17 protein-coding genes and 1 tRNA gene are annotated in these 25,756 nt (G+C 64.3%); 7 read left to right on the top strand and 11 right to left on the bottom strand.

Annotation, left to right across the window (positions count from 1 at the left end):
• Nucleotides 1-35: 35 nt before the first annotated feature.
• The 3 genes from HHL25_RS11785 to HHL25_RS11795 form a co-directional block, all read right to left on the bottom strand.
• On the bottom strand, nucleotides 36-911 hold the full coding sequence (locus HHL25_RS11785) for a PaaX family transcriptional regulator C-terminal domain-containing protein (protein WP_169590621.1): 876 nt from the start codon (nucleotides 909-911) through the stop codon (nucleotides 36-38).
• Nucleotides 912-1,086: 175 nt separating this feature from the next.
• Entirely contained in the window at nucleotides 1,087-1,695 is a 609-nt protein-coding gene (locus HHL25_RS11790) for a TetR/AcrR family transcriptional regulator (RefSeq protein ID WP_169590624.1), read from the bottom strand.
• Between the two features lie 140 nt (nucleotides 1,696-1,835).
• Entirely contained in the window at nucleotides 1,836-2,741 is a 906-nt protein-coding gene (locus HHL25_RS11795) for a LysR family transcriptional regulator (RefSeq protein WP_169590626.1), read from the bottom strand.
• 140 nt (nucleotides 2,742-2,881) lie between these two features.
• Here HHL25_RS11795 and HHL25_RS11800 point away from each other — a divergent pair, with 140 nt between their 5' ends.
• The 3 genes from HHL25_RS11800 (at nucleotide 2,882) to HHL25_RS11810 (ending at nucleotide 8,261) form a co-directional block, all read left to right on the top strand.
• Nucleotides 2,882-3,679 carry an alpha/beta hydrolase fold domain-containing protein gene (locus tag HHL25_RS11800; protein WP_169590628.1) on the top strand — a complete coding sequence of 266 codons (798 nt, stop codon included), beginning with the start codon at nucleotides 2,882-2,884 and terminating at the stop codon, nucleotides 3,677-3,679.
• 61 nt (nucleotides 3,680-3,740) lie between these two features.
• A complete protein-coding gene (locus HHL25_RS11805; protein WP_169590631.1) occupies nucleotides 3,741-4,931 on the top strand; it encodes an efflux RND transporter periplasmic adaptor subunit in 1,191 nt (396 codons plus the stop codon).
• Nucleotides 4,932-5,060: 129 nt separating this feature from the next.
• On the top strand, nucleotides 5,061-8,261 hold the full coding sequence (locus HHL25_RS11810; protein ID WP_169590633.1) for an efflux RND transporter permease subunit: 3,201 nt from the start codon (nucleotides 5,061-5,063) through the stop codon (nucleotides 8,259-8,261).
• A 194-nt stretch (nucleotides 8,262-8,455) separates the two neighbouring features.
• On the opposite strand, the gene HHL25_RS11815 is transcribed toward HHL25_RS11810, so the two are convergent.
• Both HHL25_RS11815 and HHL25_RS11820 read right to left on the bottom strand, forming a co-directional pair.
• Nucleotides 8,456-8,532 (bottom strand) — tRNA-His (locus HHL25_RS11815).
• A 138-nt stretch (nucleotides 8,533-8,670) separates the two neighbouring features.
• Nucleotides 8,671-9,117 (bottom strand): phasin, encoded by a 447-nt coding sequence (locus tag HHL25_RS11820; RefSeq protein ID WP_205927852.1) that lies wholly within the window; start codon nucleotides 9,115-9,117, stop codon nucleotides 8,671-8,673.
• A gap of 271 nt (nucleotides 9,118-9,388) precedes the next feature.
• Between HHL25_RS11820 and HHL25_RS11825 the strand changes: the two genes are divergently transcribed.
• Nucleotides 9,389-13,309 (top strand): ATP-binding protein, encoded by a 3,921-nt coding sequence (locus HHL25_RS11825; RefSeq protein WP_169592822.1) that lies wholly within the window; start codon nucleotides 9,389-9,391, stop codon nucleotides 13,307-13,309.
• 243 nt (nucleotides 13,310-13,552) lie between these two features.
• On the opposite strand, the gene HHL25_RS11830 is transcribed toward HHL25_RS11825, so the two are convergent.
• From HHL25_RS11830 to HHL25_RS11840, 3 genes are all read right to left on the bottom strand, one after another.
• Nucleotides 13,553-13,981: a hypothetical protein gene (locus HHL25_RS11830; RefSeq protein ID WP_169590638.1), complete on the bottom strand. Its 429-nt coding sequence runs from the start codon at nucleotides 13,979-13,981 to the stop codon at nucleotides 13,553-13,555.
• Between the two features lie 139 nt (nucleotides 13,982-14,120).
• The gene (locus HHL25_RS11835) at nucleotides 14,121-16,214 is read right to left on the bottom strand and encodes an autotransporter domain-containing protein (RefSeq protein WP_169590641.1); all 2,094 of its coding nucleotides are present in this window, start codon (nucleotides 16,212-16,214) and stop codon (nucleotides 14,121-14,123) included.
• A 271-nt stretch (nucleotides 16,215-16,485) separates the two neighbouring features.
• A complete protein-coding gene (locus tag HHL25_RS11840) occupies nucleotides 16,486-17,454 on the bottom strand; it encodes an AraC family transcriptional regulator (protein WP_169590644.1) in 969 nt (322 codons plus the stop codon).
• A gap of 332 nt (nucleotides 17,455-17,786) precedes the next feature.
• On the opposite strand from HHL25_RS11840, the gene HHL25_RS11845 reads away from it, so the two are divergent.
• Nucleotides 17,787-19,433: an ABC transporter permease gene (locus HHL25_RS11845; protein WP_169590646.1), complete on the top strand. Its 1,647-nt coding sequence runs from the start codon at nucleotides 17,787-17,789 to the stop codon at nucleotides 19,431-19,433.
• A gap of 256 nt (nucleotides 19,434-19,689) precedes the next feature.
• Here HHL25_RS11845 and HHL25_RS11850 read toward each other — a convergent pair whose 3' ends face one another.
• Nucleotides 19,690-21,642 (bottom strand): acetoacetate--CoA ligase, encoded by a 1,953-nt coding sequence (locus HHL25_RS11850; RefSeq protein WP_169590648.1) that lies wholly within the window; start codon nucleotides 21,640-21,642, stop codon nucleotides 19,690-19,692.
• 151 nt (nucleotides 21,643-21,793) lie between these two features.
• Here HHL25_RS11850 and HHL25_RS11855 point away from each other — a divergent pair, with 151 nt between their 5' ends.
• Both HHL25_RS11855 and HHL25_RS11860 read left to right on the top strand, forming a co-directional pair.
• Nucleotides 21,794-23,689, top strand: a complete 1,896-nt coding sequence (locus tag HHL25_RS11855) for an AsmA family protein (protein WP_169590651.1) — start codon at nucleotides 21,794-21,796, stop codon at nucleotides 23,687-23,689.
• 63 nt (nucleotides 23,690-23,752) lie between these two features.
• Nucleotides 23,753-24,001, top strand: a complete 249-nt coding sequence (locus HHL25_RS11860) for a DUF6460 domain-containing protein (protein ID WP_169590653.1) — start codon at nucleotides 23,753-23,755, stop codon at nucleotides 23,999-24,001.
• A gap of 19 nt (nucleotides 24,002-24,020) precedes the next feature.
• On the opposite strand, the gene HHL25_RS11865 is transcribed toward HHL25_RS11860, so the two are convergent.
• Together HHL25_RS11865 and HHL25_RS11870 are read right to left on the bottom strand one after the other, a co-directional pair.
• On the bottom strand, nucleotides 24,021-24,836 hold the full coding sequence (locus HHL25_RS11865; RefSeq protein WP_169590655.1) for an ABC transporter permease: 816 nt from the start codon (nucleotides 24,834-24,836) through the stop codon (nucleotides 24,021-24,023).
• A 9-nt stretch (nucleotides 24,837-24,845) separates the two neighbouring features.
• On the bottom strand, nucleotides 24,846-25,751 hold the full coding sequence (locus HHL25_RS11870) for an ABC transporter permease subunit (protein ID WP_169590657.1): 906 nt from the start codon (nucleotides 25,749-25,751) through the stop codon (nucleotides 24,846-24,848).
• Nucleotides 25,752-25,756 lie beyond the last annotated feature (5 nt).

Consider the following 25,756-nt stretch of genomic DNA (forward strand, 5'->3'; position numbering starts at 1 on the left):
AGGGCGGAAAAAAATATCATTTATTTTTCTGACACTTACAGGATCTCTTCGCCTGCGAGCGATTGCCGCCGCGCTCGCGTTTCATCCGTTTCGGCGCCGAGATGGCCGTCGCGCCCCTCAAAATGGGCAGCGATGTGCGCATCCGCCGAAGGAGAGAGCGCCAGGTAAAGCGAACGGAAGAGACGACGCGCGACGGGACCCGGCCAGGTCGGCGGAAGCGCATCCGGCGGCAGCCGCGGGTCGCGCAAGAGCACGGAACGGTAGGCCTGCACCAGCATGAGCCGCACACTCACCGCATCGACCGGGGCCAGACGTTCACCCCGGTCAAGCGCGTCCGCCAGCGGCGAGAACAGCTCGATCATGGCCTGGTAGGCATCGGCAAAGGACGGCAGGTTCCACAGGGTCGCTGCATAGGCCGCCAGCGCAGCGCCATCCCGCGGGACGGCGGCGTGGAAGGTCAGCCCGAGAAGCGCGACGTTTTCCGGATGATCGGGGCGCAGATAGAGATCCGGCCCCATACGCCCAAGGCTCATGCGGCGCACAACTTCGTCCGCAAGTCCCGGCGCATGGTGGATCAGAAAGCCGTCCGGCGGCACCCAGGGACCATAAAGAAGCCGTGCCGCGGCCAAGAACTCGATCCGTGCGCCCGATGCGAGGCGATAGTAGGAACGCCGGCCGTCCCGCTCCCCGACCAGCTGTTCGGCAGCGACGAGACGCGAAACCGCGGTGCGAACAAGCGACTCGCTGATCCCCAGGCGCGCGCAGATCTCCACGAGCGTGCCCATCCACAGCACGCCACCCCGCGGCACAACGATGTCACCGTAGATCGTCACGATCATCGCCGAGGCCCGGACCTCGAACTGCTGTCGAATATGGGAAAGGGCCTCGGACACGCCCACGGCAACGGTCATTCAACCTCACGACATCCGCCCGGCAGGCTAAACGCCGGAGGAAAATATTACAGGATCCCGGCTGCACGAGGTAAAACTGTGACAGTTGATTGTCAAATCGGCGCCGAAGACCAGTCAGCGCGTTGCCGGCCTGCCACTCCGTTCGTTCCGCCGGCGAGGCGGGTCTGTCGTGATGTCAGTCGCGGCAGGCGCCGCGCATGATGAAGTCGACGATTTCCTGGTGCACGGTCTCCGCCGGCAGGGGGCCGTCGGGACGGTACCAGCGCAGATGCCAGTTGATGACGCCGAGCATGTTGAAGGCGGTGACCCGCGCATGCCCGGAATTCAGCGCCCCCTCGGCGCCGAGCCTGTCGAGCACCTCGGAATAGATGTCGAGCACCTCGCGCTGGATCTCGGCCGTCTCGTTGCCGACGTCCTCCGCCAGCTGGGCGCGCTGCGCCAGCAGCATCAGCAATTCCCGCCGATATTCGACCGCAGCCGCCAGATGCGCCCTGACCAGCGCCTCAAGCGCTGCCCGCGGCGTTCCGGCCGCGGCAACCGCCGCCCGCAGGCGATCCGGCAGCAGCCGGACCGAACGGTCGAGGATCTCCCGCCACAGACCGTCCTTGTTGCCGAAGTGATAGTAGATGTTGGAGAGGCTGACGCCGTGTACCTTGGCGATATCGCGGATCGACGTGCCGCTGAAACCCTTTTCCGAAAACATCCCGACAGCCGTCGACAAGAGGTTCTCCCTGACGTCCATGACGTCCTCCGCCTCGCTTCGCCGTCCTCCAGACATTTCCATTCCCTTCTCCTCTCCATCCGGGCACTCGCAGAGCCCTCATCGCCGACACTTCGGTGCCGCCGGCGCACCTGTTCGCTCCCATGCCACGCATCAAAAGCCAGCCGCGGCCACCATACTCTATAGACGCGGTACGGCCCGTTCTAGCTCAGCCGTGCCTGCGCCAGCAGGCGGACCACCCAATCGACGAACACCCTCACCTTGTTGCTCAAGTGCCGGTTGGGCGGATAGACGATGTAGAGCGGGATCGGCTCCGTGCGCCAGTCATCAAGGACCCGGACGAGCTGCCCGCTCGCCAGCGCCTCTGCCGCCATGAAGCGCGGAAGCGGGGCCACGCCAAGCCCGGAAAGCGCCGAGGCGAAATAGCTTCGGGCATCGTTCACGGAAACAATGTAGCGGCTGTTGATTTCCAATGTCTCGCCGCCCTTTTCGAATTCGAATGCCATGACCCGGTTCGTCGGTGCCATGAAGTAGTTGACGCAGTGATGAACGGTGGCGAGTTCGGAAGGATGCCCGGGCACGCCGAAGCGCTCGATGTATCCCGGTGCCGCACAGGTCACCATGTCGATCTCGGCGACCCGTCGGGCAATCAGTGACTGGTCTCCCGGCGGCCCGCCGCGCAGGGCACAATCCACGTTTTCGGCAAGATAGTCGACGGTGCGGTCGCCGACGCCGAGGTCGATCCGGATATCCGGATACTGGGCGTGGAAATCACCGAGAAAGGGGATGACCAGCAGGTCGGCGAAGGCCCCCGCCATCTCGACGCGCAGGCGACCGCCCGGATTGGCACGGGAATGGGAGAGACTTCCGTCCAGCTCGTCGAGTTCGGTCACGATCTGGACCGCCCGCTCGTAATAGAGCGCGCCATCGGTCGTCACCATGACCCGGCGCGTCGTGCGGTTCAGAAGCTTCGTCTGGAGGTGGGCCTCGAGATTCTGGATGAGATTGCTGACGGTTGCCTTCGGCATGCCGAGCGCCGCGGACGCCCGGGTGAAATTTCCGGTCTCCACGACGCGGATGAAAGCCCGCATGGCTGAAAGCTGATCCATTCCAACCTCCGTTCAACGCTATCATTGTCCGAAATCTTGGACAGTGAAACCAGTTTTCGTCTACTTATATGGATAGACTGAATAGAGATATAAATGGTTATCACCACAAACGATCCGATTCATGGATCAGGGCGAAAGCGATGACGGTAGAGATCAAGGACATGATGCTGGACAAGGTGGCCATCGGCCCCGTATCGGCACGCATCTACCAGGGCGAGGAGTTCGCCAAGGGGCCGCCCGTCCTGCTCTATTTTCATGGCGGCGCCTTTCTCGAATCCGGACCAAGGCACTGCCCGCTTGCGGAATGCCTGGCCTCGACCGGCGCCATCGTCGTCGTTCCCGACTACAACGCGCCCCTCGGCGGGGTCTTCCCGAAGCCGCTCGAGGTCGGTTTCTCGATTTTCTCCTATCTCGCCAAGAAGCGCGCGGGGCTGGGCGATCGCAAGTCGCAACTGCTGATCGGAGGCGAGGAGTCCGGAGGCAATGTCGCCGCCGGCGTCGCGCTGAAGGCGCGGGACCATTTTGCCAACGAACTGGACGGGCAAGTCCTGCTCTCCCCGTTGCTCGATCCCTTCATGGGGACCGTTTCCTTTCGCAGCGCCGATCAGATCGGCATGCGCCAGCGCTGGGCCGACGGCTGGAGCCACTATCTCAGTGGCGGGGCCTGTCACCCTTATGCGGCACCCCGCATGTGCTCGCGCCTCTCCGATCTTGCACCGGCCCTTCTCGTCTCGGCTGCCGACGATCCGCTGCTTGACGAGACCAATGCCTATGCGGACCGCCTGAAACAGGCGGGCGTCATGGTTCGCCAGCACGTCTTTCCCGCTGGGACAGGCTGGCCATCGATTTACGGCGGGACTTCGGGTGAGGCCCGGACCTGGCAGGATGACCTCTGCCGCCAGTTTTCGGACTTCCTCCACGATATACGCATTCATTGAACTGAACTGATTTGACCACTACCCGATAACGCGCGGCCTCAGGGCCGTCAGGAGAACAGCAATGATATCCAAGCGCAAGCGCTGGGCCCTCACGGGCACCGGCCTGGGACTGGCCGTGTCCATTTCCGTGGCGGCCTTCGTCTATCAAATGCCGGGCGGGGTTTCGCCCGCCGCTGCCGCCGCCACCGCGGCACCGCCGCCGATGCCCGTCACCGTGGCCGTCGTGGAGAACCGCAACGTGACGTCCTGGCAGGAATTCTCCGGCCGGCTGGAAGCGATCGAACGCGTCCAGATCCGCTCGCGCGTGGCCGGGGCCATCCAGTCGATACATTTCCGCGAGGGTGCGCTGGTCAAGGCAGGCGATCCGCTCTTCACGATCGATCCGGAGCCCTACAAGACGGCCGTAGCCCAGGCCGAGGGCGGGGTTTCGTCTGCCGAGGCACGGCTCGGGCTCGCCACGACCGAATTCGAGCGCGGCCGCAAGCTCGCAGAGGGCAACAGCATCTCGCGAAGCGACTTCGACCAGCGAAGCAACGCGCTGGCCGAGGCGCGGGCAGCGCTGAAGACCGCCGAGGCGGCACTTGACGCGGCCCAGCTCGAACTGGGCTACACGACCGTCCGCGCGCCCGTTTCGGGCCGCGTCGGCAAGGTGGAGATCACGACCGGAAACCTTGTCGCGGCAGGCTCCGCCTCGCCCGCCCTCACCACGCTCGTTTCGGTCGATCCGATCTATGCCGCCTTCAATGTCAGCGAGGAGACGGTCGCGGCAGCGCTCGCAAGCCTGCCTGCCTCGGGTGACGCACTTGCCCCGATCGAGCAGATCCCGGTCGAGGTCGGTACGCTCGCCGACGAGGGGACGCCGATCAAGGGACAGTTGCAGCTTATCGGCAACGAGGTCGATCAGGCCAGCGGAACCGTGGCGGTTCGCGCAGTCCTCGACAATCCCGGCGGCCGCCTTCTGGCCGGTCAGTTCGTTCGCATCCGGATGGGCGAGCCGCGCGCCCAGAGCAAGATCCTCGTCAGCGAGCGGGCGATCGGCACCGATCAGGACAAGAAATTCGTGTTCGTCGTCGACCAGGAGAACAAAGTTTCCTATCGGCCGGTGGTGGTGGGTGCGTCGGCCGAAGGCGAGCGCATCATCGAGAGCGGGCTTGCCGCCGGCGACCGCATCGTCGTCAACGGCCTGCAGCGCGTGAGCCCCGGAGCGGTGGTCGCTCCGCAGGTGGAAGAAAAGGTCGCCTCGGCGAAGTAGCCGAAGGCGCAGCGGGGCGCCGACGCGGCGCCCTGAGCCGACATTGCCGAAATCATTGATCCGCCGGCGGAGCGAGAGCCCGCCGGAAGGGTTCGTTCGTCTCGTTTTCATCCCGGAGAGGGTGCCAAAATGAATATCTCCCGCTTCTTCGTCGACCGTCCCGTCTTTGCCGCGGTGCTGTCGATCCTCATCGTGGTCGCCGGCCTGATCGGCATGCGATCGCTGCCGATCACCGAGTATCCCGAGGTGGTGCCGCCCTCCATCGTGGTGCGCGCCGTCTATCCGGGCGCCAACCCCGTCGTTATTTCCGAGACTGTCGCGACACCGCTCGAAGAGCAGATCAACGGCGTCGAGGACATGCTCTACATGAACAGCCAGGCGACGTCCGACGGCGTGCTGACGCTGACGGTGACCTTCAAGCTCGGCACCGATCCCGACAAGGCACAGCAGCTCGTGCAGAACCGCGTCTCGCAGGCCGAGCCGCGGCTTCCGCAGGAGGTGCGGGCGCTCGGCGTCACCACCGTCAAGAGCTCGCCGGACTTCATCATGGTGGTCAATCTCGTCTCCACCACGGATCGCTACGACGTCACCTACCTGCGCAACTATGCGACGCTGAACATAAAGGACCGGCTCGCCCGCATCGAGGGCGTCGGACAGGTCCAGGTGTTCGGCGCGGGCGACTATGCGATGCGCGTGTGGATCGATCCGCAGAAGGCGGCCGAGCACGCGCTTGCCGCCAGCGACATCACCAATGCGATCCGCGAACAGAACGTGCAGGCCGCCGCCGGCATCATCGGCGCCTCGCCGACGATGAATGATGTCGACCTCCAGCTCAACGTCAACGCCCAGGGGCGTCTTCGTACGCCGGAAGAGTTCGGCGACATCGTCGTCAAGACCGGCGAGCAGGGCCAGATCACGCGCCTCAAGGATGTCGCCCGCGTCGAGATGGGGGCCGCCGACTATACCCTCCGCTCCCTGCTCGACGGCAAGCCGGCCGTTGCCATCGCCGTGCTCCAGGCCCCCGGCTCGAACGCCATCGAGATCGCCGACAATGTGCGCTCGACGATGAACCAGCTGCAGCTCGCCATGCCGGACGGCGTGAAGTTCGAGATCGTCTACGATACGACGGAATTCGTCCGCGCCTCGATCGACAAGGTCATCGACACGCTTCTCGAGGCGGTCGCGCTCGTGGTTCTCGTGGTGATCCTGTTCCTCCAGACCTGGCGCGCCTCGATCATTCCGCTGCTCGCCGTCCCGGTCTCGATCATCGGCACTTTCGCGGTGATGTATGCCTTCGGCTTCTCGGTCAATGCGCTGACGCTGTTCGGCCTCGTGCTGGCGATCGGCATCGTCGTCGACGACGCGATCGTCGTGGTCGAAAACGTCGAACGAAACATCGAAAACGGACACTCGCCGCGCGAGGCGACCTATCGGGCGATGCGCGAGGTCTCCGGCCCGATCATCGCGATCGCGCTGGTGCTCGTCGCCGTCTTCGTGCCGCTCGCCTTCATCAGCGGCCTGTCCGGCCAGTTCTACCGGCAGTTCGCCCTGACCATCGCGATCTCGACAGTGATCTCGGCGGTGAACTCGCTCACGCTCTCCCCGGCACTCGCGGCCCTTCTCCTCAAGGGCCACGACGCACCGAAGGACCGGCTGACCCGCATCATGGACGGGCTGTTCGGCTGGTTCTTCCGCGGCTTTAACCGGGCCTTCGGCGCAGCATCGAACGGCTATGGCGCCACGGTCGGCGGGTTGGTGTCGCGCAAGACCATGGTCATGGGCGTCTACCTCGCGCTCGCCGCCGCCACCTATGCGGTGTTCGGCGCCGTTCCCGGCGGCTTCGTTCCGGCCCAGGACAAGCAATACCTGATCGGCTTCGCCCAACTTCCGGACGGCGCAACGCTCGACCGGACCGAGGACGTGATCAAGCGGATGAGCGACATCGCCCTCGAACAGCCGGGCGTCGCGCATGCCATCGCCTTCCCCGGTCTTTCGATCAACGGCTTCACCATCGGCTCCAATTCGGGGATCGTCTTCGCCGTGCTCGACAAGTTCGAGGATCGCCAGACGCCGGAACTTTCCGGTGGGGCGATCGCCATGCAGCTCAACCAGAAATTCGCCGGCATCCAGGATGCGTTCATCGCCATGTTCCCGCCTCCGCCGGTCAACGGTCTCGGTTCGACGGGCGGTTTCAAGCTGCAGATCGAGGACCGCGCCGGGCTAGGCTACAAGACGCTCGACGAGGCGACCAAGGCGTTTCTGGCCAAGGCCTACCAGACGCCGGAACTCGCCGGGCTGTTTTCGAGCTTCCAGATCAACGTGCCGCAACTCTATGCCGACCTTGACCGTGTCAGGGCCCAGCAGCTCGGAGTGCGCGTGACCGACGTGTTCGAAACTCTGCAAATCTATCTCGGATCGCTCTACGTCAACGACTTCAACGCGCTCGGACGGACCTACAGCGTGCGCGTGCAGGCGGACCAGGCCTTCCGCGCCAAGCCGGAAGACATCGGCCAGCTCAAGGTGCGGTCGCAGTCGGGAGAGATGATCCCGCTCGCAGCCCTCATGAAGGTGGAAGGCACGACCGGACCGGAACGCACGACGCGCTACAACGGCTTCCTCGCCGCCGACATCAATGGCGGGCCGGCGCCCGGCTTCTCCTCCGGCCAGGCCCAGGCCGCGGTCGAACGGATTGCCGCGGAAACCCTGCCCGCCGGCATATCCTTCGAATGGACGGACCTGACCTACCAGCAGATCCTTGCCGGCAATTCGAGCATCGTCGTCTTTCCGCTCGCACTGCTGCTCGTCTATCTCGTGCTCGCGGCACAATACGAGAGCCTGACGCTGCCGATCGCGATCATCATGATCGTGCCGATGGGCGTGCTGGCGGCGCTTGCCGGGGTGTGGTTCACCGGTGGAGACAACAACATCTTCACCCAGATCGGCCTCGTCGTCCTTGTCGGTCTCTCCGCCAAGAACGCGATCCTTATCGTCGAGTTCGCGCGAGAGCTGGAGTTTTCAGGCCGGACCCCGGTACAGGCAGCCGTCGAGGCAAGCCGCCTGCGCCTGCGCCCGATCCTGATGACCTCGATGGCCTTCATCATGGGGGTCGTGCCCCTGGTGTTTTCCACCGGCGCCGGCGCGGAAATGCGTGCGGCCATGGGGCTCGCCGTGTTCTCCGGGATGATCGGCGTGACCTTCTTCGGCATCTTCATGACGCCGGTCTTCTACGTGATGCTGCGCCGGCTGACCGGCAATCGCCCGCTGATCCAGCACGGGGCATCGACCCTGGACGACGTAGCGGAGCCGGACGCCCAGGCCGCGTCGCACTAGGACGGCAACGGAAGTCGAAAGCGAAATGGCTGGGTCATGCCCGGCCATTTTTCTTTGCGGGCAAGGTTCAAACAGCCGACAAGCCGCCCATCAACATCAGGGCGGCGGCGAAGCGCGCAGCGACGCAATATCGCGCCAGACTGCTCGCGGGCCGGAGTCGAAAATACTGACTGATGATGGAAAAAAGAAGAAAATGGTACGGTTGGGGGGTCTCGAACCTCCGACCTCAGGTGCCACAAACCTGCGCTCTAACCAACTGAGCTACAACCGCACATTCGACGCCCGAAAACGTCGTGAGGCGTCACATACGAGCACTCGGATCTTTTTTCAAGCCCTTTCTGCAGCAAATGCAAAAGGGCCGGACAAACGTCCGGCCCTCGCTATCCCTGGGAGGATCATGAAGAAGAAATCAGGCGGCCTTGAAGGTCGACATGACCTTTTCGGCAGCTTCCTTGGTCGGCTTGGCAACAGTTTCGGCGACCTTCTTGGCGGCTTCCTGCATGGCCTTGGCCTGCTCGACCGTCACTTCGGCCTGCTTGCGGATGAAGGAGGTCTGCAGCTCGACGAGCTCGGCAACCGACTTGACGCCGAGCAGGGCTTCCATGTGCGAGAGCGACATGTCGGCATTGGTGCGGAGCGCGTCGATGGCCTTCAGGCCGAGTTCGACGGTGCCAGCCTGGGCGGTCTGCATGGTGGTCTCGACCGTCTTGGTGGCTTCTTCAGCGGCGGTCTTCATCTTGGCATAGGCTTCCTTCGACTGGGCTGCGCCCTTTTCGGCGAAATCGCGGAAGGTCTCGGAGACCTTCGACGGATCGAAGGAGGAAGCGGAGAAGGAGAAGACGTCCTTGGGGTTCATGGCTGCCATTTGCGTAATCCTTGGTTGGGGCGTTCGCTTATCGGCGCGCCCAGATGCATTCGATAAAGCCTATATAGCACCGTCTATTGTGCATTGCAATATTATTGTGCGGTGCACAATGAAAAATGCCGATAGCATCTTCTTAACCCTCGCCGCGATTAACCCTGTTGGCCAAAAGCCGAGGCGATTGCTGGACCCGAAAGGCGTGGCTAGGTATTAAAAATCTGTTAATTTGCCGCATGAGGTGGCAATGGCTACGACAGGTCCGACGATGCCCGCATCCTACCCGTTCATCGATGTCGCCGTTCACGAGAACGTTCGCGCCCGCTTTGCCCGTGGCGAAGCGCTGGTGCTGTTTTCGCCAGCGCTTGACCAGGTCTTGTGGGCCAACGGGGCCGGCGCGCGCTTCTTCGGCAATGCCTCGATCTACGACCTTCTCGAGGAAGGTCCGAACCGCGGAGACGTGACCTTCCGCCAGATCGAAACCGTGGCCCGTCAGCTCGCCGCCGTCGGCGACAGCCGTTCGCTGGTGCTCCGCATTGCCTCCGGCTTCCAGCGCGTACCCGTCAATGCCAATGCCGAAATGGTCGAGATCCGCAAGGGCGAGCGCGCCGTGCTGCTCTCCGTCCCGGCGACGGGCAAGGCCGGCACGATCGGAGAACGCGCCGCCGACATGCTGACCGGTTTCGACGATCCGGATACCCACATGGCCGTGCTCGACGGCGACGGTGCGGTCGTGGCCGCCTCTCCCCGCTTCGCCGCGCTCGGCGTCACGCCACAGACCGCGCGCACACTCGTCCATCTCGTCTCCGCCGATGCCGACCACCTGCTGAAGCGGCCGATCCCGACGGGCCGTGGCCACCTGCCGGCGGCGATCGGCAAGCTTTCCGACGATCCGGCGCTGCACCTGCTCTTCGCCGTCGAGACCATTCTCGGCAACATGGATCCGACCGACAGCTTTGAAGCGGATGCGGTGGCGATCGAAACACAGCCGGCCGCCCCGTTGGGCGAGCGCGAACCGCAACCGAGCGTCGCGCCCGAAGCCGTTCCGGTGATCGCCGCTGGCGTCACCTCGGCCGAAGCCGGTTTTGCCGACGTCGTCGATGCACTCGGCAACATCGAGGAGATCGAGGGCGAGGAGCTTGAAACCGTCACCGAGGCGGAAGACGGCTTTGAGAACGACGACACGTCACTCGAGGACGCAGCAGCCACCATCGCCGAACAGTTTCCCGAGGTTAAGGAAACCGTGATCGACGAGCCGGGCCAGGCCGACATGTTCGCCGGTCAGGCCGAGGACACGGAGGTGCCGGCGATCGCTGCGGAAGAACCTCTCCCCGTCGGAGATGCGATCACGGAACCGAGCGACGAGACCGCGACCGAAGACAAGCCGGTGGACGACGTTGCCGAAACCGATGTCGAGACGGCCGCCCCGCCTGCGGCCCCGTCCGTCGCCGCTCTTTCCGTCTCTGCGGCACCGAACGAAAGATTCGTTTTCGCGCCGGACCGTCGCGCCACGCGCTTCGTCTGGAAGATCGATGCCGACGGCCGGTTCTGCGATGTGTCGAGCGAGTTTGCCGAGGCTGTCGGCCCGCGGGCTGCGGCCATCAACGGCGTTGCCTTTCGCGATCTCGCCGCGCTCTTCAACCTGGACCCGGACGGCAAGATCGGCGAACTGCTGAAGAAGCGCGACACCTGGTCCGGCAAGACCATCTACTGGCCGGTCGAGGGCACCAAGCTGATGGTGCCGGTCGATCTCGCCGCCCTGCCGACCTATACGCGAAGCCGCGATTTCGACGGCTTCCGCGGCTTCGGTATCGTCAGGATTGCCGATGCGATCGAGGATCCGAACCACACCGGACTGACCTTTGTCGACGACGGCGAGGATCGTCCCGCCGCCTCCAGCGCGGTGGCAGAAACGGTTATCCAGACGCTCGCCGACATGCCGGCAGAGGCTGCGGTCGACATGCCGGCCGAGGCCCCAGCTCCGGCAATCGACATGGAAGCCTCTGCTGCTCCCGTGACGGAGACGCACGCTACCGATACGGCCGTGGAGCTCGCAGGGCCGGAACAGACCATGGAGGAGCCCGAAGCCGCCGACGAAAGCCGGATCGAAATGGCTGTCTCTGACGAGGTTACCCCCGTTGTAGAAACGGGCACCGAGGCTGCCGTCATTTCGCCGCTTGCGGGGGACGCCGAAATTTTCGAACCCAAGGCTGCGGACGAGGCGGAACCTCGCGAACCTGCGGGCGAACCGCCGGCGCTGCAGCTGGTCGAAACGCCCGGCCGGCGCCATTCCGACAAGGTGGTGCAGCTCGAGGAGCGGCGGGCGCGCGGCCGGGAAGGCCTGACGCCGGGCGAGGAAGCCGCATTCCGCGAAATCGCCCGCAAGCTCGATCCGCTCGGCCTGCGTGAAAAGGCAGCCGAGGCACTTGCCGAGATGCGCAAGCACGACAAGGCGAGTGAAACTGAAAAGGCGGCGGTAGCCGATGAGGAAACCACCATGCCTCTCGGTGGAGACATCTTCGCCGCAGTGAACGCGGACGACACCACCGAAGAGCCGCAGATCACGCCCGCGACCGAGGAGACCTTCATTGCGCCGCAGCCGTCCGACGCCGCGCCGTCGGATGATGCCGTCGTCGAGGATTTCCAGGCACTTCGCCTGAAGCGTGAGAACAGCCTCAACGGCGAAATCGTCGACCTGATGCCCGTGGCCCTGCTGGTGCATGCCGGCGACCGGCTCATCCATGCCAATCCCGAATTCCTGTCCCTCACGGGCTATGCCTCGATCGAGGCCCTTGCCGAGGCAGGCGGGCTCGACGTGCTGATCCAGCGCCAGGATCTCGAAGGTGCCGGCGAGGAAGCCGGCCAGGTCGTCATCGTGCGCGCCGACGACGAGCTCGTGCCGGTCACCGCCCGCCTTCAGTCGGTCAAGTTCGACCGCGCGACCGCGTTGATGCTGGCGCTCGTGCCGAGCCGCGTGGAGGTGCGCAAGGTGACCGAAGCGGCACCGTCCGCAACCGTCACCAGCATCACGGACGCGCAGACCCCGGCTGCCGCGGAACAGTTGGCCCGACTCCAGGTCGAGGCCGACGAGCTGCGCTCGATCCTCGAAACCGCGACCGACGGCGTGGTGATCCTTGGCGCCGACGGCGACATCCGCTCGATGAACAGGGCGGCGAGCGCCCTGTTCAACTTCGACGACGCCGAGACCCGCGGCAAACCCTTCGTCATGCTGTTCGCTCACGAGAGCCAGAAGTCGATCATGGACTATCTCGGCGGCCTGTCCGGCCACGGGGTGGCGAGCGTGCTCAACGATGGGCGCGAGGTGATCGGCCGCGAAGCCTCGGGCGGCTTCCTGCCGCTGTTCATGACGATCGGCAAGCTCAGCTCGTCCAACGGCTACTGCGCGGTGATCCGCGACATCACCCAGTGGAAGCGGACCGAAGAGGAACTGCGCAACGCCAAGCGCGCGGCGGAGACCGCCAACGCCCACAAGAGCGACTTCCTCGCCCGCGTCAGCCACGAGATCCGCACGCCGCTCAATGCGATCATCGGCTTTGCCGACATGATGGCCAACGAGCATTTCGGCCCGGTCGGCCATCCGCGCTATGCCGAATACGCCAACGACATCGTGCGTTCCGGCCGCCACGTGCTCGACATCGTCAACGACCTGCTCGACATCTCGAAAATCGAGGCGGGCGAGATGGATCTGGATTTCACCGCCGTCGGCCTCAACGAGACGGTGCAGGCCGCGGTGTCGATCGTCCAGCCGCAGGCCAACGGCCAGCGCGTCATCATCCGCACGGCGCTCTCGCAGTCGGTGCCGAACGTGGTCGCCGACCTGCGCTCGATCAAGCAGATCGTGCTGAACATCCTGGCGAACGCCATCCGCTTCACGCCGTCCGGCGGGCAGATCATCGTGTCGACCGCCTATGAGCCCAACGGCAGCGTGGCGCTACGGATCCGCGACACCGGCATCGGCATGTCGCGCACGGAGCTTGAGCAGGCGATGAAGCCGTTCCGCCAGGTTCAGTCCGGCATGCACAAACGCGGCGACGGCACCGGCCTCGGCCTGCCGCTGACCAAGGCGATGGTTGACGCGAACCGGGCGAACTTCTCGATCTCCTCGGCCCCGAACGAGGGAACGCTGGTGGAGATCATCTTCCCGTCGCAGCGCGTGCTGGCCGACTGACATCCAGACGAGCCGCGGCCCTGCCGGGCCGTGGCCTATCGCCGTGATCTGCCGTTTCGAGAAAAGAATGTGGAGCGGCGGGGTCCGCCGGGTGTCGGGAGGCCCACCTCACGTCCGCCGCTCCACGAGGGCCATCCGAGCGGTTCGGGGAAGGTGGTGGTAGGAGCTTTGCCCTCCCCTCGTCTTCCGCCTCGGACGGCGTGTCCGCTCATGAGGCTGCGGACCTTGCGGAAGTTCGGAAACTCACCAGATCTCGTCATCGGCGCCGGCATCGACCGGGGCGCCCTGCGGATAACAATCGCGGCGGACGGCGGCTTCCGCCTCCCGCCTTTTCTGCTCGGCAACCAGGGACCCCGCGGTCGAGGCCACCTGCGAGGCGATCGCCCCGCCGCGGCCGGCGAAACCGAAGGCACCGCCCGCCATGCCCAGCGCGCTGCCGAGCACAGCCTGATCCATCTGCTTCTTCATGGTCTCTTCGCACGCCGCCATGGCAACCTCTTCGGCCTTTGCCTTGCCCCCGGGCGCGGCAGCCGCAGCGATTGGCGGCTTTCCGCCGGGTTGGGGAGACGCTGCCGTCCCGGGGGCCGTCCCGGGGGCCGCCGCGGGGGCCGGGGCGGTCTGGCTGCAACCGACGAGCGGGAGCATCAATGCAAGCAGGACATGTGCCTTCATCGTCTTCTCCTGAAGGGCAGACGGCGCAGAGCGCGATTTTCAAAGATCCTGAGCAACAGGGCGAGCACAAGGGCCTGCATTCCAACGTCCTCCATCGAAAGCGACAGGATTGCCGGCGCCCGATGCGGCGCCGCTATGGCTAGAAAAGTACTTGCAGACGTGCGGCCCCCGAGATCTGGGCATCCAGCCCCTCGGTCGCCGCATGCATGGATAGCGACAGCAAGGCGCTGTCGGTGACCTTCACATCCAGGTCGGCGCCGGCCCGCACCCAGGTTTCCGAATAGGATCCGCCACCGAACGAGAAGCCGTGAAGGCCGATGACCTGGCCGCTGGCATGGGGTGCGTCGCCGGCACCGTGCACCAGCTCGAGCGAACCGCGTAGCGCGACGGCGGATGTCAGCTCGGTGCGGGACGCAAGACCAAGCCGCACCTCGCCGCTGTGGACCACCTGCTCGTCGAAGGTGGCCGGGAAGCTTCCCCCGGTCTCGGTATAGCCGTCGACCGTGGTGCGGGAGACGGCGTAGGAGACATAGGGGCTGAAGCTGGTGGTGCCGAAACGGAAGGCATCCTTCCAGTCGGCGCGAAGGCGCAGCGTGCCGGAGACAAGGTCCGTCTCGCCCTCCGAATAGGCCATCGTGGCGCCGTTCGAATAGGCACGGCGGATCTCGGCGTCCGAGCCGCCGTAGAGGCCGGTCAGCGAGAAGATCACCGGGAGGCCATCGGGACGCCAGTCGAGTTCGCCGACAAGGTAGCGGCCGTCGAGTTCGGCGCTGCCGTCGTTCATCAGATCCTGGGTGGAATGCATCAGGCCGCCGCCAAGGCCGACCCTGACCGTGCCGTCCGCGAGATCGCCGCAAAGGCCGGCTTCGGCGAGCGCCACGCCGGTGTCTCGGCCGTCATCGTAGTGTGCGAGGTCGCCGTTGGTCCAGCCGCAGATGCCGCTCGGCTGGGTGGGAAAATCCATCAGCACCCTGTGATGGGCACCGTTCAGCGGCACCTTGAACGCATTGCCGGCCGCCCAGCCGATATAGCCGGCATCATAGACGGTCGCGTTGAATTCGTTGACGTTCATGAGGCCGGAACCACCCTCGCCCGGCACGGCGACGCGGGCGATGAAGGGCGTGTCACCGTCCGAGTTTTCCGGATCGTTCATGCGTCCGACGATGACGCCACCATCGTTCGAGATCCCGGTTGCCTCGATCAGTGCAATATCGCCGACGTCGACACCGCTTTGCGCCAGCCAGTCGGCAAGCGAAAGCATGCCCGTCTCGCGAGTCCAGCGAAAGGCTTGCTTCTCATCGTTAACATCGTCCGCGCTGCCGACAACAATCTTGCCATTGCCGCTGACCGCCAGCGCGTCGCTCGATTCGCCACCAAGCGTGCCGAGATCCTCCATCTGTACATTGCCGGCGACACCGGCTGTACCCCCTTCCTCCCAGCGGAAGGCATGGGTACCATACGGACTGGAGGTACGGGAGAAACCGACCACGACCCGACCGTCCGTGTTTATCGCGTTTGCAAACGAGTATTCACCTCCGAGCGTTCCCAGGTTCTCAGCGGCTGCAGTTCCCGTCGTCAGGATATTTTTCGCGTTCCACCGCACGGCTCGATATGCGCCCGGCCCAACGGTGCTGGAGCCGGCAACAAACTGTCCATTGGCACTAATGGCGTCGGCGCTGGCATAGCCGTCCCCACCCTGCAGGGCTTGCAGGGCGTACATTTGCGCGTTGCCAGCCACGCCGCTTGTCGCACCCCTGATCCAAACGAATGCGTTGGAAAACGGGTTGCCACCCTGCATGGTCGACCATCCGACAATGCGATTGCCATCGTCGGAGATGGCAATCGCGCCCGCTTCCCCGCCACCCATCCCATCGAGCGTCCCAAGATCCTGGAATCCTGCGTCGCGCGTCCAGGTCACCGCTCTCGATGTGAAAGCCGCCGTGTCCGCCACGCCAACAGCGATGCCGGAATTCGACACATCCATCATGATCGTCGGTTCGCCCGATGCGAACAGGCCAATGTCCTGGCCCGTTCCACTTCTGACGTCATAGAAAAAGCTGCGACCCACGCCATCGGCATCGACGCCCTCGCCGACCATGTAGTTGCCGTCGCCGCTGACGCCCAGGGCGGTGAACCAATAAGCTCCAGGCGCGAAAGCAGACAGATCCCGAAACTCGGCCTTTGCCGGCGATGGCATCATCAACGCCGTCGACCCCAAGAGAGTGACCAGCATGAACCGGATCTTTCCTGCTCCGTTCTGCCCCGTTGTGCGTGCCCGCTTTGCCGTCATGCTTCAGTCTCCGAACGCTTTGTTAAGGACCGTGAGGTCGTGCGTCCTATTGCCTGCAGGTTGTGGAGGGGATCAACGCGGCGGGCGCCCGTGCATAAGCATTTGCTGGGTCGCATAACTTTTTCCGGATGGTAAAAAATCGACGCTGAACAGCAAAAGGCATGCCGCGGCCGGTCGGCGCGACATGCCTGCAAAGCAAGACTGGTTTGCCGGGCTAGCCTTGACTGCGCCGGTGCTGCCCCGGCGGCACGCCGAAGCGCCGCCGATAGGCGTTGATGAAGTTGGACAGCTGATTGTAGCCGACCATCCATGCAAGGTGCTTGAGCGGCACGTCCTGCCGTTCGCGGATCATCGCATGCGCGGTCTTCATGCGAGCCTCGAGCAGGGCCTCGAAGACCGTCATGCCATAGAGTTGGCGGAAACCTTGATTGAGCTTACGGGGGGCCAGGCGCACCTGAGCGGCCAGCGCTTCGAGCCCCGGCGGGTCGCGCAGACTGGCGACAAGCAGTTCATAGGCTTCCTTCACCCGGGCAAGATCACGCGGTGTGAGCGACGTCGGCCGGGCACTGCTCGAACCCAGATGATCGAGCTGGTGCGCCAGAAGTTCCAGCGCCTTGCTCTCGCGCCACAGCGTTTCCATGGTGCCGCGATAGGGGGATCGCAGGAGGTCGTGGGCCGTCCGCATCACCGCCCGATTGAGCTCGAACACGTTGGAAACCGGCAATTTCCTGTCATCGAGCACGGCGCGCGCCACCGCCGGCAAATCGCCGTTCTGCATCGCCAGGCTCTCCAGCGCTTCCGGCTCCAGCAGCAGCGTCACGGCGCGCCACGGCTCGCCGGCTTCCAGATGATAGGTGATGTCCCGCTCGGCCAGGCTCAATACGTAAGAGCGTCCCGGCCCGCGCCAACCCTGGCGTTCGTTCCCCCTGGCATCGATTACCCCGGCACCGTCGAGCATCGCGCCGAACACCAAATTGCCGGCAGGCGCCTCGCCCTGCGCCTTCAGTCTCCAGGCATGAGTCGACAGTCCCTCGGCGCGATAGAGCGCGATGCCAGGGCGTATAGCAGTGCGCTCGATGAAGCCCGAGAACGGGCCATCCTCAAACAGGATGCGGCCGCCAAGATCGAAGTGCTGTTCTTCGGCCTCGGCAGCAGTCTCGACTATCCATGACAGTTCATCCATGCGCTCTTCTCGCGTCGCCAACAGGCAGGAAATATTTATGCAGCACGCATATATTTTCTGGGTTTGGTCGCGTGTCAACGGGGGTGTCGAGTGCTTGCACGCGACTATCTCTTATAGTTGATATCACTTATGCAACCACGAGGCGCATACAATGCAGCGCTCGGGGTGCTGTATCTGCCGCGAGGAAACCACCTCTCCCAGGCTTTGCCGTTTCCTTCCGTGCCGGTTTCGGCTAGACCGGCGAGCAGAGGTACGCAAGGCCGTTTGGCTCTGCGAACAGGATGGGAAAGGTTCGAGGCTTGCCAGCAAACACGCGTTCGGCGCCCAGCACGATGCAAAGACCGGTCAAGGCGGGGATCGGCGGAACGACGATTGCGGCTCTTGTCGTCTCGGCCTTCGTCGCCATGCCGATCGTCGCGATCTTCGTCATCGGCCTCGCGGGCGACGGCGAAAACTGGCAGCACATGGTTTTCAACGTCGTGCCGCGCGCGACGGGGCGCACGCTGTTGCTGCTATCGCTCACGGGGTTGTTCACCGCCATCGTCGGCATCGTCAGCGCCTGGCTCGTGGCGTCCTGCGACTTCCCCCTGCGGCGCTTGTTTTCGGTGGCGCTCGTGCTGCCGCTCGCCATCCCGTCCTATCTTGCGGCCTATGCGTTCGGCGAGTTCCTCGACTTCACCGGGCCGGTGCAGGGTCTCTATCGCGCCCTTTTCGGTTTCCATTCGGCCAGAGAATACACCTTCCCCGACGTGCGTTCGCTGGGGGGTGCCGTGCTGGTGATGTCGGCGGTCCTCTATCCATACGTCTACCTGGCCTGTCGCTCGATGTTCCTGATGCAGGGCCGGGCTGCGGCCGATGTCGCCCGCACGCTCGGCGCCGGGCCGTGGCGCGTCTTTTCCCGCGTGCAGATCCCGATGGCACGGCCGGCGATCATGGTCGGCCTCACCCTCGTCATGATGGAAAGCCTGAACGATATCGGCGCAGTCGAATATCTCGGGGTCAACACGCTGACATTCTCGATCTACGACACCTGGCTCAACCGCGGCAGCCTGGCCGGTGCGGCGCAGATCGCCTGCGTGCTGCTCGTGTTCGTCGCCCTGCTCCTGTGGCTCGAGCGTAGGGCCCGCAGCCGCCAGCGCTTTTCCAGCCAGAAGACGACAGCCATTGCGATCGATGCCGTGCGGCTGAAGCTCAACGGCTGGCGCGGCCTTGGCGCCGCCGCCTTCTGTGCCGTGCCGGTCATCATCGGTTTCCTCGTACCGATCGGCGTGCTCACCGGCTTCGCGTTGAGAAGGCTCGAGGATTTCGCCGAGCCGCGCCTGATGAAGGCGCTGGGCAATTCGATCGCGGTCTCCTCGGCGGCAGCGCTCGGAACCGTTCTGCTCGCCTTCGTGCTGGCCTATGCCACGCGCTCTGACCGCTCCCGCCTGACGTCGGGCGCCTCCCGTCTCGCCTCGCTCGGCTACGGGATCCCCGGCACGGTGCTCGGCATCGGCGTGCTTATCCCGCTGGCGGGGCTCGACAACCTGCTCGACGGCGCGACCCGGCAATATTTTGGATTTTCAACCGGCCTCCTGCTCTCCGGCACCGGCTTTGCCATCGTCTATGCCGCCACCGTGCGGTTCCTGACCATGGCGGAGGGCACGATCGACGCGGGTTTCCAGAAGCTGTCTCCCCATCTCGACATGGCCTCGCGCACGCTCGGCCGCAGCCGCCTGCAGACGCTCCGAGAGGTGCTTCTGCCGAACATGCGGCCGGCCGTGCTGACCGCAGCCCTCCTGGTGTTCATCGAGACGCTCAAGGAACTGTCGGCGACGATCCTGCTTCGGCCATTCAACTTCAACACGTTGGCAACGCTGGTCTATGAAGATGCCTCGCGCTCGAAGGTCCAGGACGCCTCAGTCGCCGCGATCATCATCATCATGGCCGGGCTCATCCCCGTCATCCTGGTGTCGCGCTCGCTCGACGAGCGTCGCTGACAATAGGCAGCGAGCAAAAAAATAGGCGGCCGAGGCCGCCTTATAATGAATGCTGTTCAACCGGAGCCGAAGCCGATCAACATCATGTCAACGGAACCGAACCGGTTCTACGCCACACAATCATCGTGGGCTCCCAAGTTGGTCCAGCTATGCCAAATCCGTCTTAACAAGCCGTTACCGGAGGTGACATGGATCACGCCGGCTGGTTCGTTTTTGCGCGAATGCCTTCCGCTTCAGCAGAAACGGAAGGTACTGCTCAGGAATTGAGTTCCTCCAGCCCGGCGAACAGATCGAGCGCTTCCGGATTGGCGAGCGCTTCCTTGTTCTTGACCGGGCGGCCATGCACCACGTCGCGCACGGCAAGCTCGACGATCTTTCCGGACTTGGTGCGCGGAATGTCACTCACGGCGATGACCTTGGCGGGCACGTGACGCGGCGAGGCGCCGGTGCGGATGCGGGTCTTGATCGACTTGACCAGGTCTTCGGTGAAATCGACGCCGGTGGCGAGACGGACGAAGAGGACGACGCGGACGTCGTCGTCCCAGTCCTGGCCGATGCAGAGCGCCTCGACCACTTCCTCGAGCTGTTCGACCTGGTTGTAGATCTCCGCCGTGCCGATCCGCACGCCGCCGGGATTGAGCGTGGCGTCGGAACGGCCGTGAATGACGATGCCGTCATGCACGGTCCATTCGGCGAAATCGCCGTGGCACCAGACATTGTCGAAGCGCTCGAAATAGGCGGCGCGGTACTTGGCGCCCTCGGGGTCGTTCCAGAACATGATCGGCATGGACGGGAAGGCCTTGGTGCAGACCAGTTCGCCCTTCTCGCCGCGGACCGGGCGGCCTTCGTCGTCCCAGACGTCGATCGCGAGGCCGAGGCCAGGACCCTGGATCTCGCCCCGCCAAACGGATTTCAGCGGATTGCCCAGTACGAAGCAGGAGACAATGTCGGTACCGCCAGAGATCGAGGCCAGGTGGAGATCCGGCTTGATGCCTTCGTAGACGAAGGAAAAGCCCTCCGGCGACAAGGGCGAACCTGTCGAAGTCATCATTCGGAGCGAGGAAAGATCATGGCTTTCACGCGGCGTGAGCCCTGCCTTGCGCACCGCATCGATATATTTCGCCGAGGTGCCGAAGAAGGCGAACTCTTCCTCCGCCGCATAGTCGAAGAGCACATTGCCGTCGGGATGGAAGGGCGAGCCGTCGTAGAGGCAGAGCGTTGCGCCCGAAGCCAGTCCGGACACCAGCCAGTTCCACATCATCCAGCCGCAGGTGGTGAAGTAGAAGAAGCGCTCGCCGGGCTGAAGCCCGCAATGGAAGCGCTGTTCCTTGAGGTGCTGCAACAGCGTGCCGCCAGCGGAATGAACGATGCATTTCGGCACGCCGGTCGTGCCGGACGAGAAGAGAATGTAAAGCGGATGGGAGAAGGGAAGCGGTTCGTAGGTGATGTCCCCCGCGACATAGGGCGCCACCAGACTGGCGAGCGTCTTGGCTCCCGGCACGGCAGCGGCGAGAGCATCCGCATCACCGGCATAGGTCACCACCACCAGCGGGACGCCGAGCTTCGTCGCAACCGCCTTGACCTTCTCGGCGACGTCCTGCTTCTTGCCTGCATACCAGTAGCCGTCGATGGCGATGAACAGCTTCGGCTCGATCTGGCCGAAGCGGTCGAGAACGCCCTGTTCGCCGAAGTCGGGTGAACAGGAGGACCAGATCGCGCCGATCGATGCGGCAGCCAGCATCAGAGCGACCGTTTCGGGCATGTTCGGCATCATTGCGGCGACCCGGTCGCCCTTGCCGATGCCCATGTCGCGGAAGGCCTGCTGCAGGCGGGAAACGGCATTGCGGAGACGGTCCCAGGACCAGCGGTCCTCCGCCTTGTCCTCGCCTCGGAAGATCACCGCATCGTCTTCACCTGCGCGGGGGAGCAGGTTCTCGGCAAAATTCAGCCTTGCGTCGGGGAAGAACCGGGCGGCGAGCATCACGTCGCCATCGGTGATCAGGGGCTCACCCTTCTCGCCCTTCACACCACAATAATCCCAGACGGCGGACCAGAAGGCCCCGCGGTCTTCGACCGACCAATCGTGGAAAGCGTCATAGTCGGCGAAGTCACGCCCGGCCCGATCGCTGCACCACTGCATGAAGCGGTACATGGGCGACTGCTTGATCTCGGCGTCAGATGGGGTCCAGAGCGGCTTTTCGTGTTGCATTCGTTCCTCCTCAAAGCACCGCATGTATAGCAGTTTGCAGCGCAATATAAAGCAGAGCCGGCCGCGCCATTTGCATGAATACGGCATTTCCTATATCCGGCAGAACAGTGAGACCGGGCGCCCGCCCGGTCGATGGAGCCCGTGGTCCCCGATGGCCGACAAGCGGAAGATCGCCGAGACAGGACAGCGCCGGCTGAAAACAGCCCGCCGCGTGGTACGCGTCGCGCTCGTCGCGGTGATCAGCCTCCTCGTCGTCTTTGTGGTGTCGCGCGCCGCCGCTCCCTATCTCATCTCCAGCAGCTTGGTACGCTCCGCCATGGAACGGGCGGTCGCGCATTGGACCGGGCACAAGGTGACGATCGCCGGAACCAGCGAGATCAGTTTCTGGCCGACGCCGCGTGTCACGCTCGACGGCGTGACCATCACTAAAACCGTCGATGGCGGAGCCAAGGCCCTCGGTCGGATCGAACGGCTTTCGGCGAATTTCGGTCTCTATTCCGCAATCCAGGGCAAGCCTCGTTTCGGCGAATTTCATCTGCTCAGGCCACGCTTCCACGTGGACCGGGATCGCGCCGGAAAGCTCGACTGGGCCAGCGAAGGCCTGTTGAGTGCCGCCGTGCGCGAGGTCACCCCACTGGATGGCGGGCGTCAGGCCCTGCCCCCCGATCTCGATGCCCAGATCGGCTCGATTACCATCGAGGACGGTTCGATCGAGCTTCAGGACGAGGCCTCCGGCCATCTCATCGAGGTCGGCGCCATCTTTGCCGATGTCTCCTGGCCACGGCTTTCCGACGAACTCAGGGCCGCCGTGCTCCTGAAGCTCGGCGGCCTCGACATGAAGCTCGACCTTGCCTCGCGCCAGCCGCTGCTGTTGTGCGGCGGCAAGGATGCCTCGGTCCGCGCGGCTTTCGGCTCCACGGCCTTTGACGGTACCTTCGAAGGCGTCGCGAGCCTGGTCGGCGGCGAACTGAAGACGGGGTCGCTCGCGCTCAGTGCCAAGGACATTCCCGCACTTCGGGACTGGAGCGGTATCCGGCTCGCCGGTCTCGACAGCCTGACGGCTGCCTCGCTGACGGCCAAGATCGAACGGGACGGCCCGGAATTGCGCCTGGAGGACCTGGATTTCGACATCAACGACACGCACGGGACCGGCATCCTCTCCGTCCTGCGGCGGGACGGGGCAAAACCGCGGGTAAGCGGCACAGTCGCCTTCGACCGGCTCGACATCACGCGCCTGCTCGCGGCCTTTTCACTCGACCTGCCGAGCGCGGGCGAAGACGAGAAGGACGAGGTCCGCCTGCCACGGCTTCTGCAGTGGCTCGACTTCGACCTGACGCTGTCGGCGGCCCGCGCGGATCTGCCGCCCTTCGAGCTCGACGAGGTGGCGGCAAGCATCCTGGCGACGGAGACCACCGCCCAGTTCGACATCGCCGACGCCGTCTTCGAGGGCGGCGACCTGACGGCCAGTTTCTCAGGCGGCGGCAGTGGTTTTTCAAAGGGCGGCGACCTCGGGCTGTCGATCCATGACGCCGACTTTGCGGCGGTCGCCGAGCACCTGGCGATCAAGGGTCCGGTCCCACAGGGCAAGGGGTCGGTCGAACTGTCGCTGACGACCGCCAAGCCCGTCTGGGCGACAGGTCTTTCCGACATGTCCGGGACCGTGGCATTCACATCCAAGGCCGGCGTCCTCACGGGAGTCGATCCGGCAGCAATCCGGGCGCATTCGGCGAACCACGCCTATTTCCAGCTGAGCGCGACCAATGCCGACACCGGCTCGATGCCCTATGAGCGGCTAACCTACAAAGCGCGCTATTCCAACGGAACGGCCGAAATCGAAGAAGCCAGCCTCGTCGGCGCCGACGAGACGCTGACACTCGCCGGCGTCATCCCCTATGCCAGCAACGGCCTGGCGCTTTCGGCGGAGCTTTCCGCGACGGATCCGGCACGCGAGCCCGAGTTTCCTCGGATGCGTTTCTTCCTCGGCGGCTCGTGGCCCGACCCGGTGATCACGCCCATCTATCCCTCACCTGCAAAAACCCTAAAATAGCATCGAATCAACCGTCAGACGGTCGGCCGATGCCTTGACCGTCGCGATGCTGGGGGGCACGCGGTGCGAAGATTTGTGACCAGCCTCTTCAAGATCGTCCTCGCCTCGCTGCTGGCGGGCAGCCTGCTGTCGTTTCTCGGTATCACCACCGACACGCTTCTTACCTTTCTCGGGCTAACGCCCGAGGCGATCTGGAGCGGGCTCGAGCGGGCCTATGCGTGGGCGACGCCACGCGTGCTGCTCGGCGCGATGATCGTTCTGCCGGTCTGGCTGGTCACCTATATCCTCACGCCGCCCGGTGGAGACGGCTGAGCCAGCCGGTCCCGCCGACTCAGGGAGCCTGGGCCGCGACGTGCTCGTCCCGCAGTCGCTGCAGTTCTCGGCGCTTCGTGGTGATCGAGGCGATGATGACACCGGTCGTTACGAGACCGATGAGGATCGAGCAGACGGCGTTGATCTCCGGCGTCACGCCGAGGCGCACCTGGCTGTAGATCTTGATCGGCAGCGTGGTGGCCCCCGGGCCGGTGGCGAAGGAGGAAATCACCAGATCGTCCAGCGACAGGGTGAGCGCCAGCATCCAACCCGAGACCACCGCCGGCATGATGAGCGGCAGCGTGATCTTGAAGAAGGTCTTGACCGGCGGGCAACCGAGATCGAGCGCCGCCTCCTCAAGACTCATGTCGAAGGTCAGCAGACGCGACTGAACGACGATCGCCACATAGCACATGGTGAACGAGATGTGGGCGACAGTCAGCGTGAACATGCCACGGTCGATGTTCATCGCGACGAACAGGAGCAGCATCGAAAGGCCGGTGATGACCTCCGGCATGACGAGCGGCGCGTAAACCATGCCGGAGAACAGCATGCGGCCGGGAAAGCGGCCGAACCGCACGAGCGTCAAGGCTGCCAGCGTGCCGAGCACCGTGCCGATCGTTGCACTCATCAGACCGACGCGGAAGGTGACCCAGGCGGCATCGAGCAGCCCCTCGTTGGACCAGAGGGCGCTATACCATTTCAGCGAGAACCCGCCCCAGACGGTGACGAGCTTGGAGTCGTTGAAGGAATAGATGACCAGGATGACGATCGGCAGATACAGGAAGGCGAAGCAGAGGGTCAGGACGGTTGAATCGAATTTGCCCGGTTTCATCGTTCTGCCTCACGCTTTCTGCTGCTGGTTCTGGAAGATCATGATCGGGATCACCAGAAGGAGCAGCAGCACCACAGCCACGGCGGATGCCAGCGGCCAGTCACGATTGCCGAAGAACTCGGTCCACAGGGTCTTGCCGATCATCAGCGTGTTCGGCCCGCCCAGGAGGTCGGGGATGACGAATTCACCGGTGATCGGGATGAAGCAGATCATCGCGCCGGCGATGACGCCGGGAATGGAAAGCGGGAAAGTGATGCGCCAGAAGGCTTTCCATGGCGGGCAACCGAGGTCGCTCGCAGCCTCCAGCAACGTCCCGTCGAGCTTTTCCAGCGCCGAGTAGAGCGGCAGGACCATGAACGGCAGGTAGGAATAGACGATGCCGATGAACACGGCGATCTCGGTGCGGAAGATCTGCACCTGTTCGTCCGGTCCGAGAAGGCCGATGCTCTGCAGGACAAGCGTCAACAGGCCTTCCGGCTTCAGGATGCCGATCCAGGCATAGACGCGGATCAGGAACGAAGTCCAGAACGGCAGGATGACCAGCATCAGCAGCGTCGGGCGAATAGTCGACGAGGCGCGCGCCATGGCGAGCGCCATGGGATAACCGATCAGCAGCAGAAGCAGCGTCGAAATGAAGGCGATACGCAGCGATGACAGATAGGCGCTGATGTAGAGGGGGTCTTCGGTCAGGAAGACGTAGTTCTCGAAATCCAGTTCCTTGACGAAATCGCCGATCGCCGACAGCCCCTCGAGGACCGGCGTATAGGGCGGCATGGCGATCGCGGTGTCGGACAGGGAAATCTTGATGATGGTGGCAAACGGCACCAGGAAGAACAAGGTCATCCAGGCGTAAGGGACAAGCACCACCAGCCAGCGGGCCGGTGAGGAGGTCGGGGCTGCGGTCGCGTCGCTCATGGCGC

It is taken from the genome of Rhizobium terricola (assembly GCF_012927355.1).
Classification (GTDB): Bacteria; Pseudomonadota; Alphaproteobacteria; order Rhizobiales; family Rhizobiaceae; genus Allorhizobium; species Allorhizobium terricola.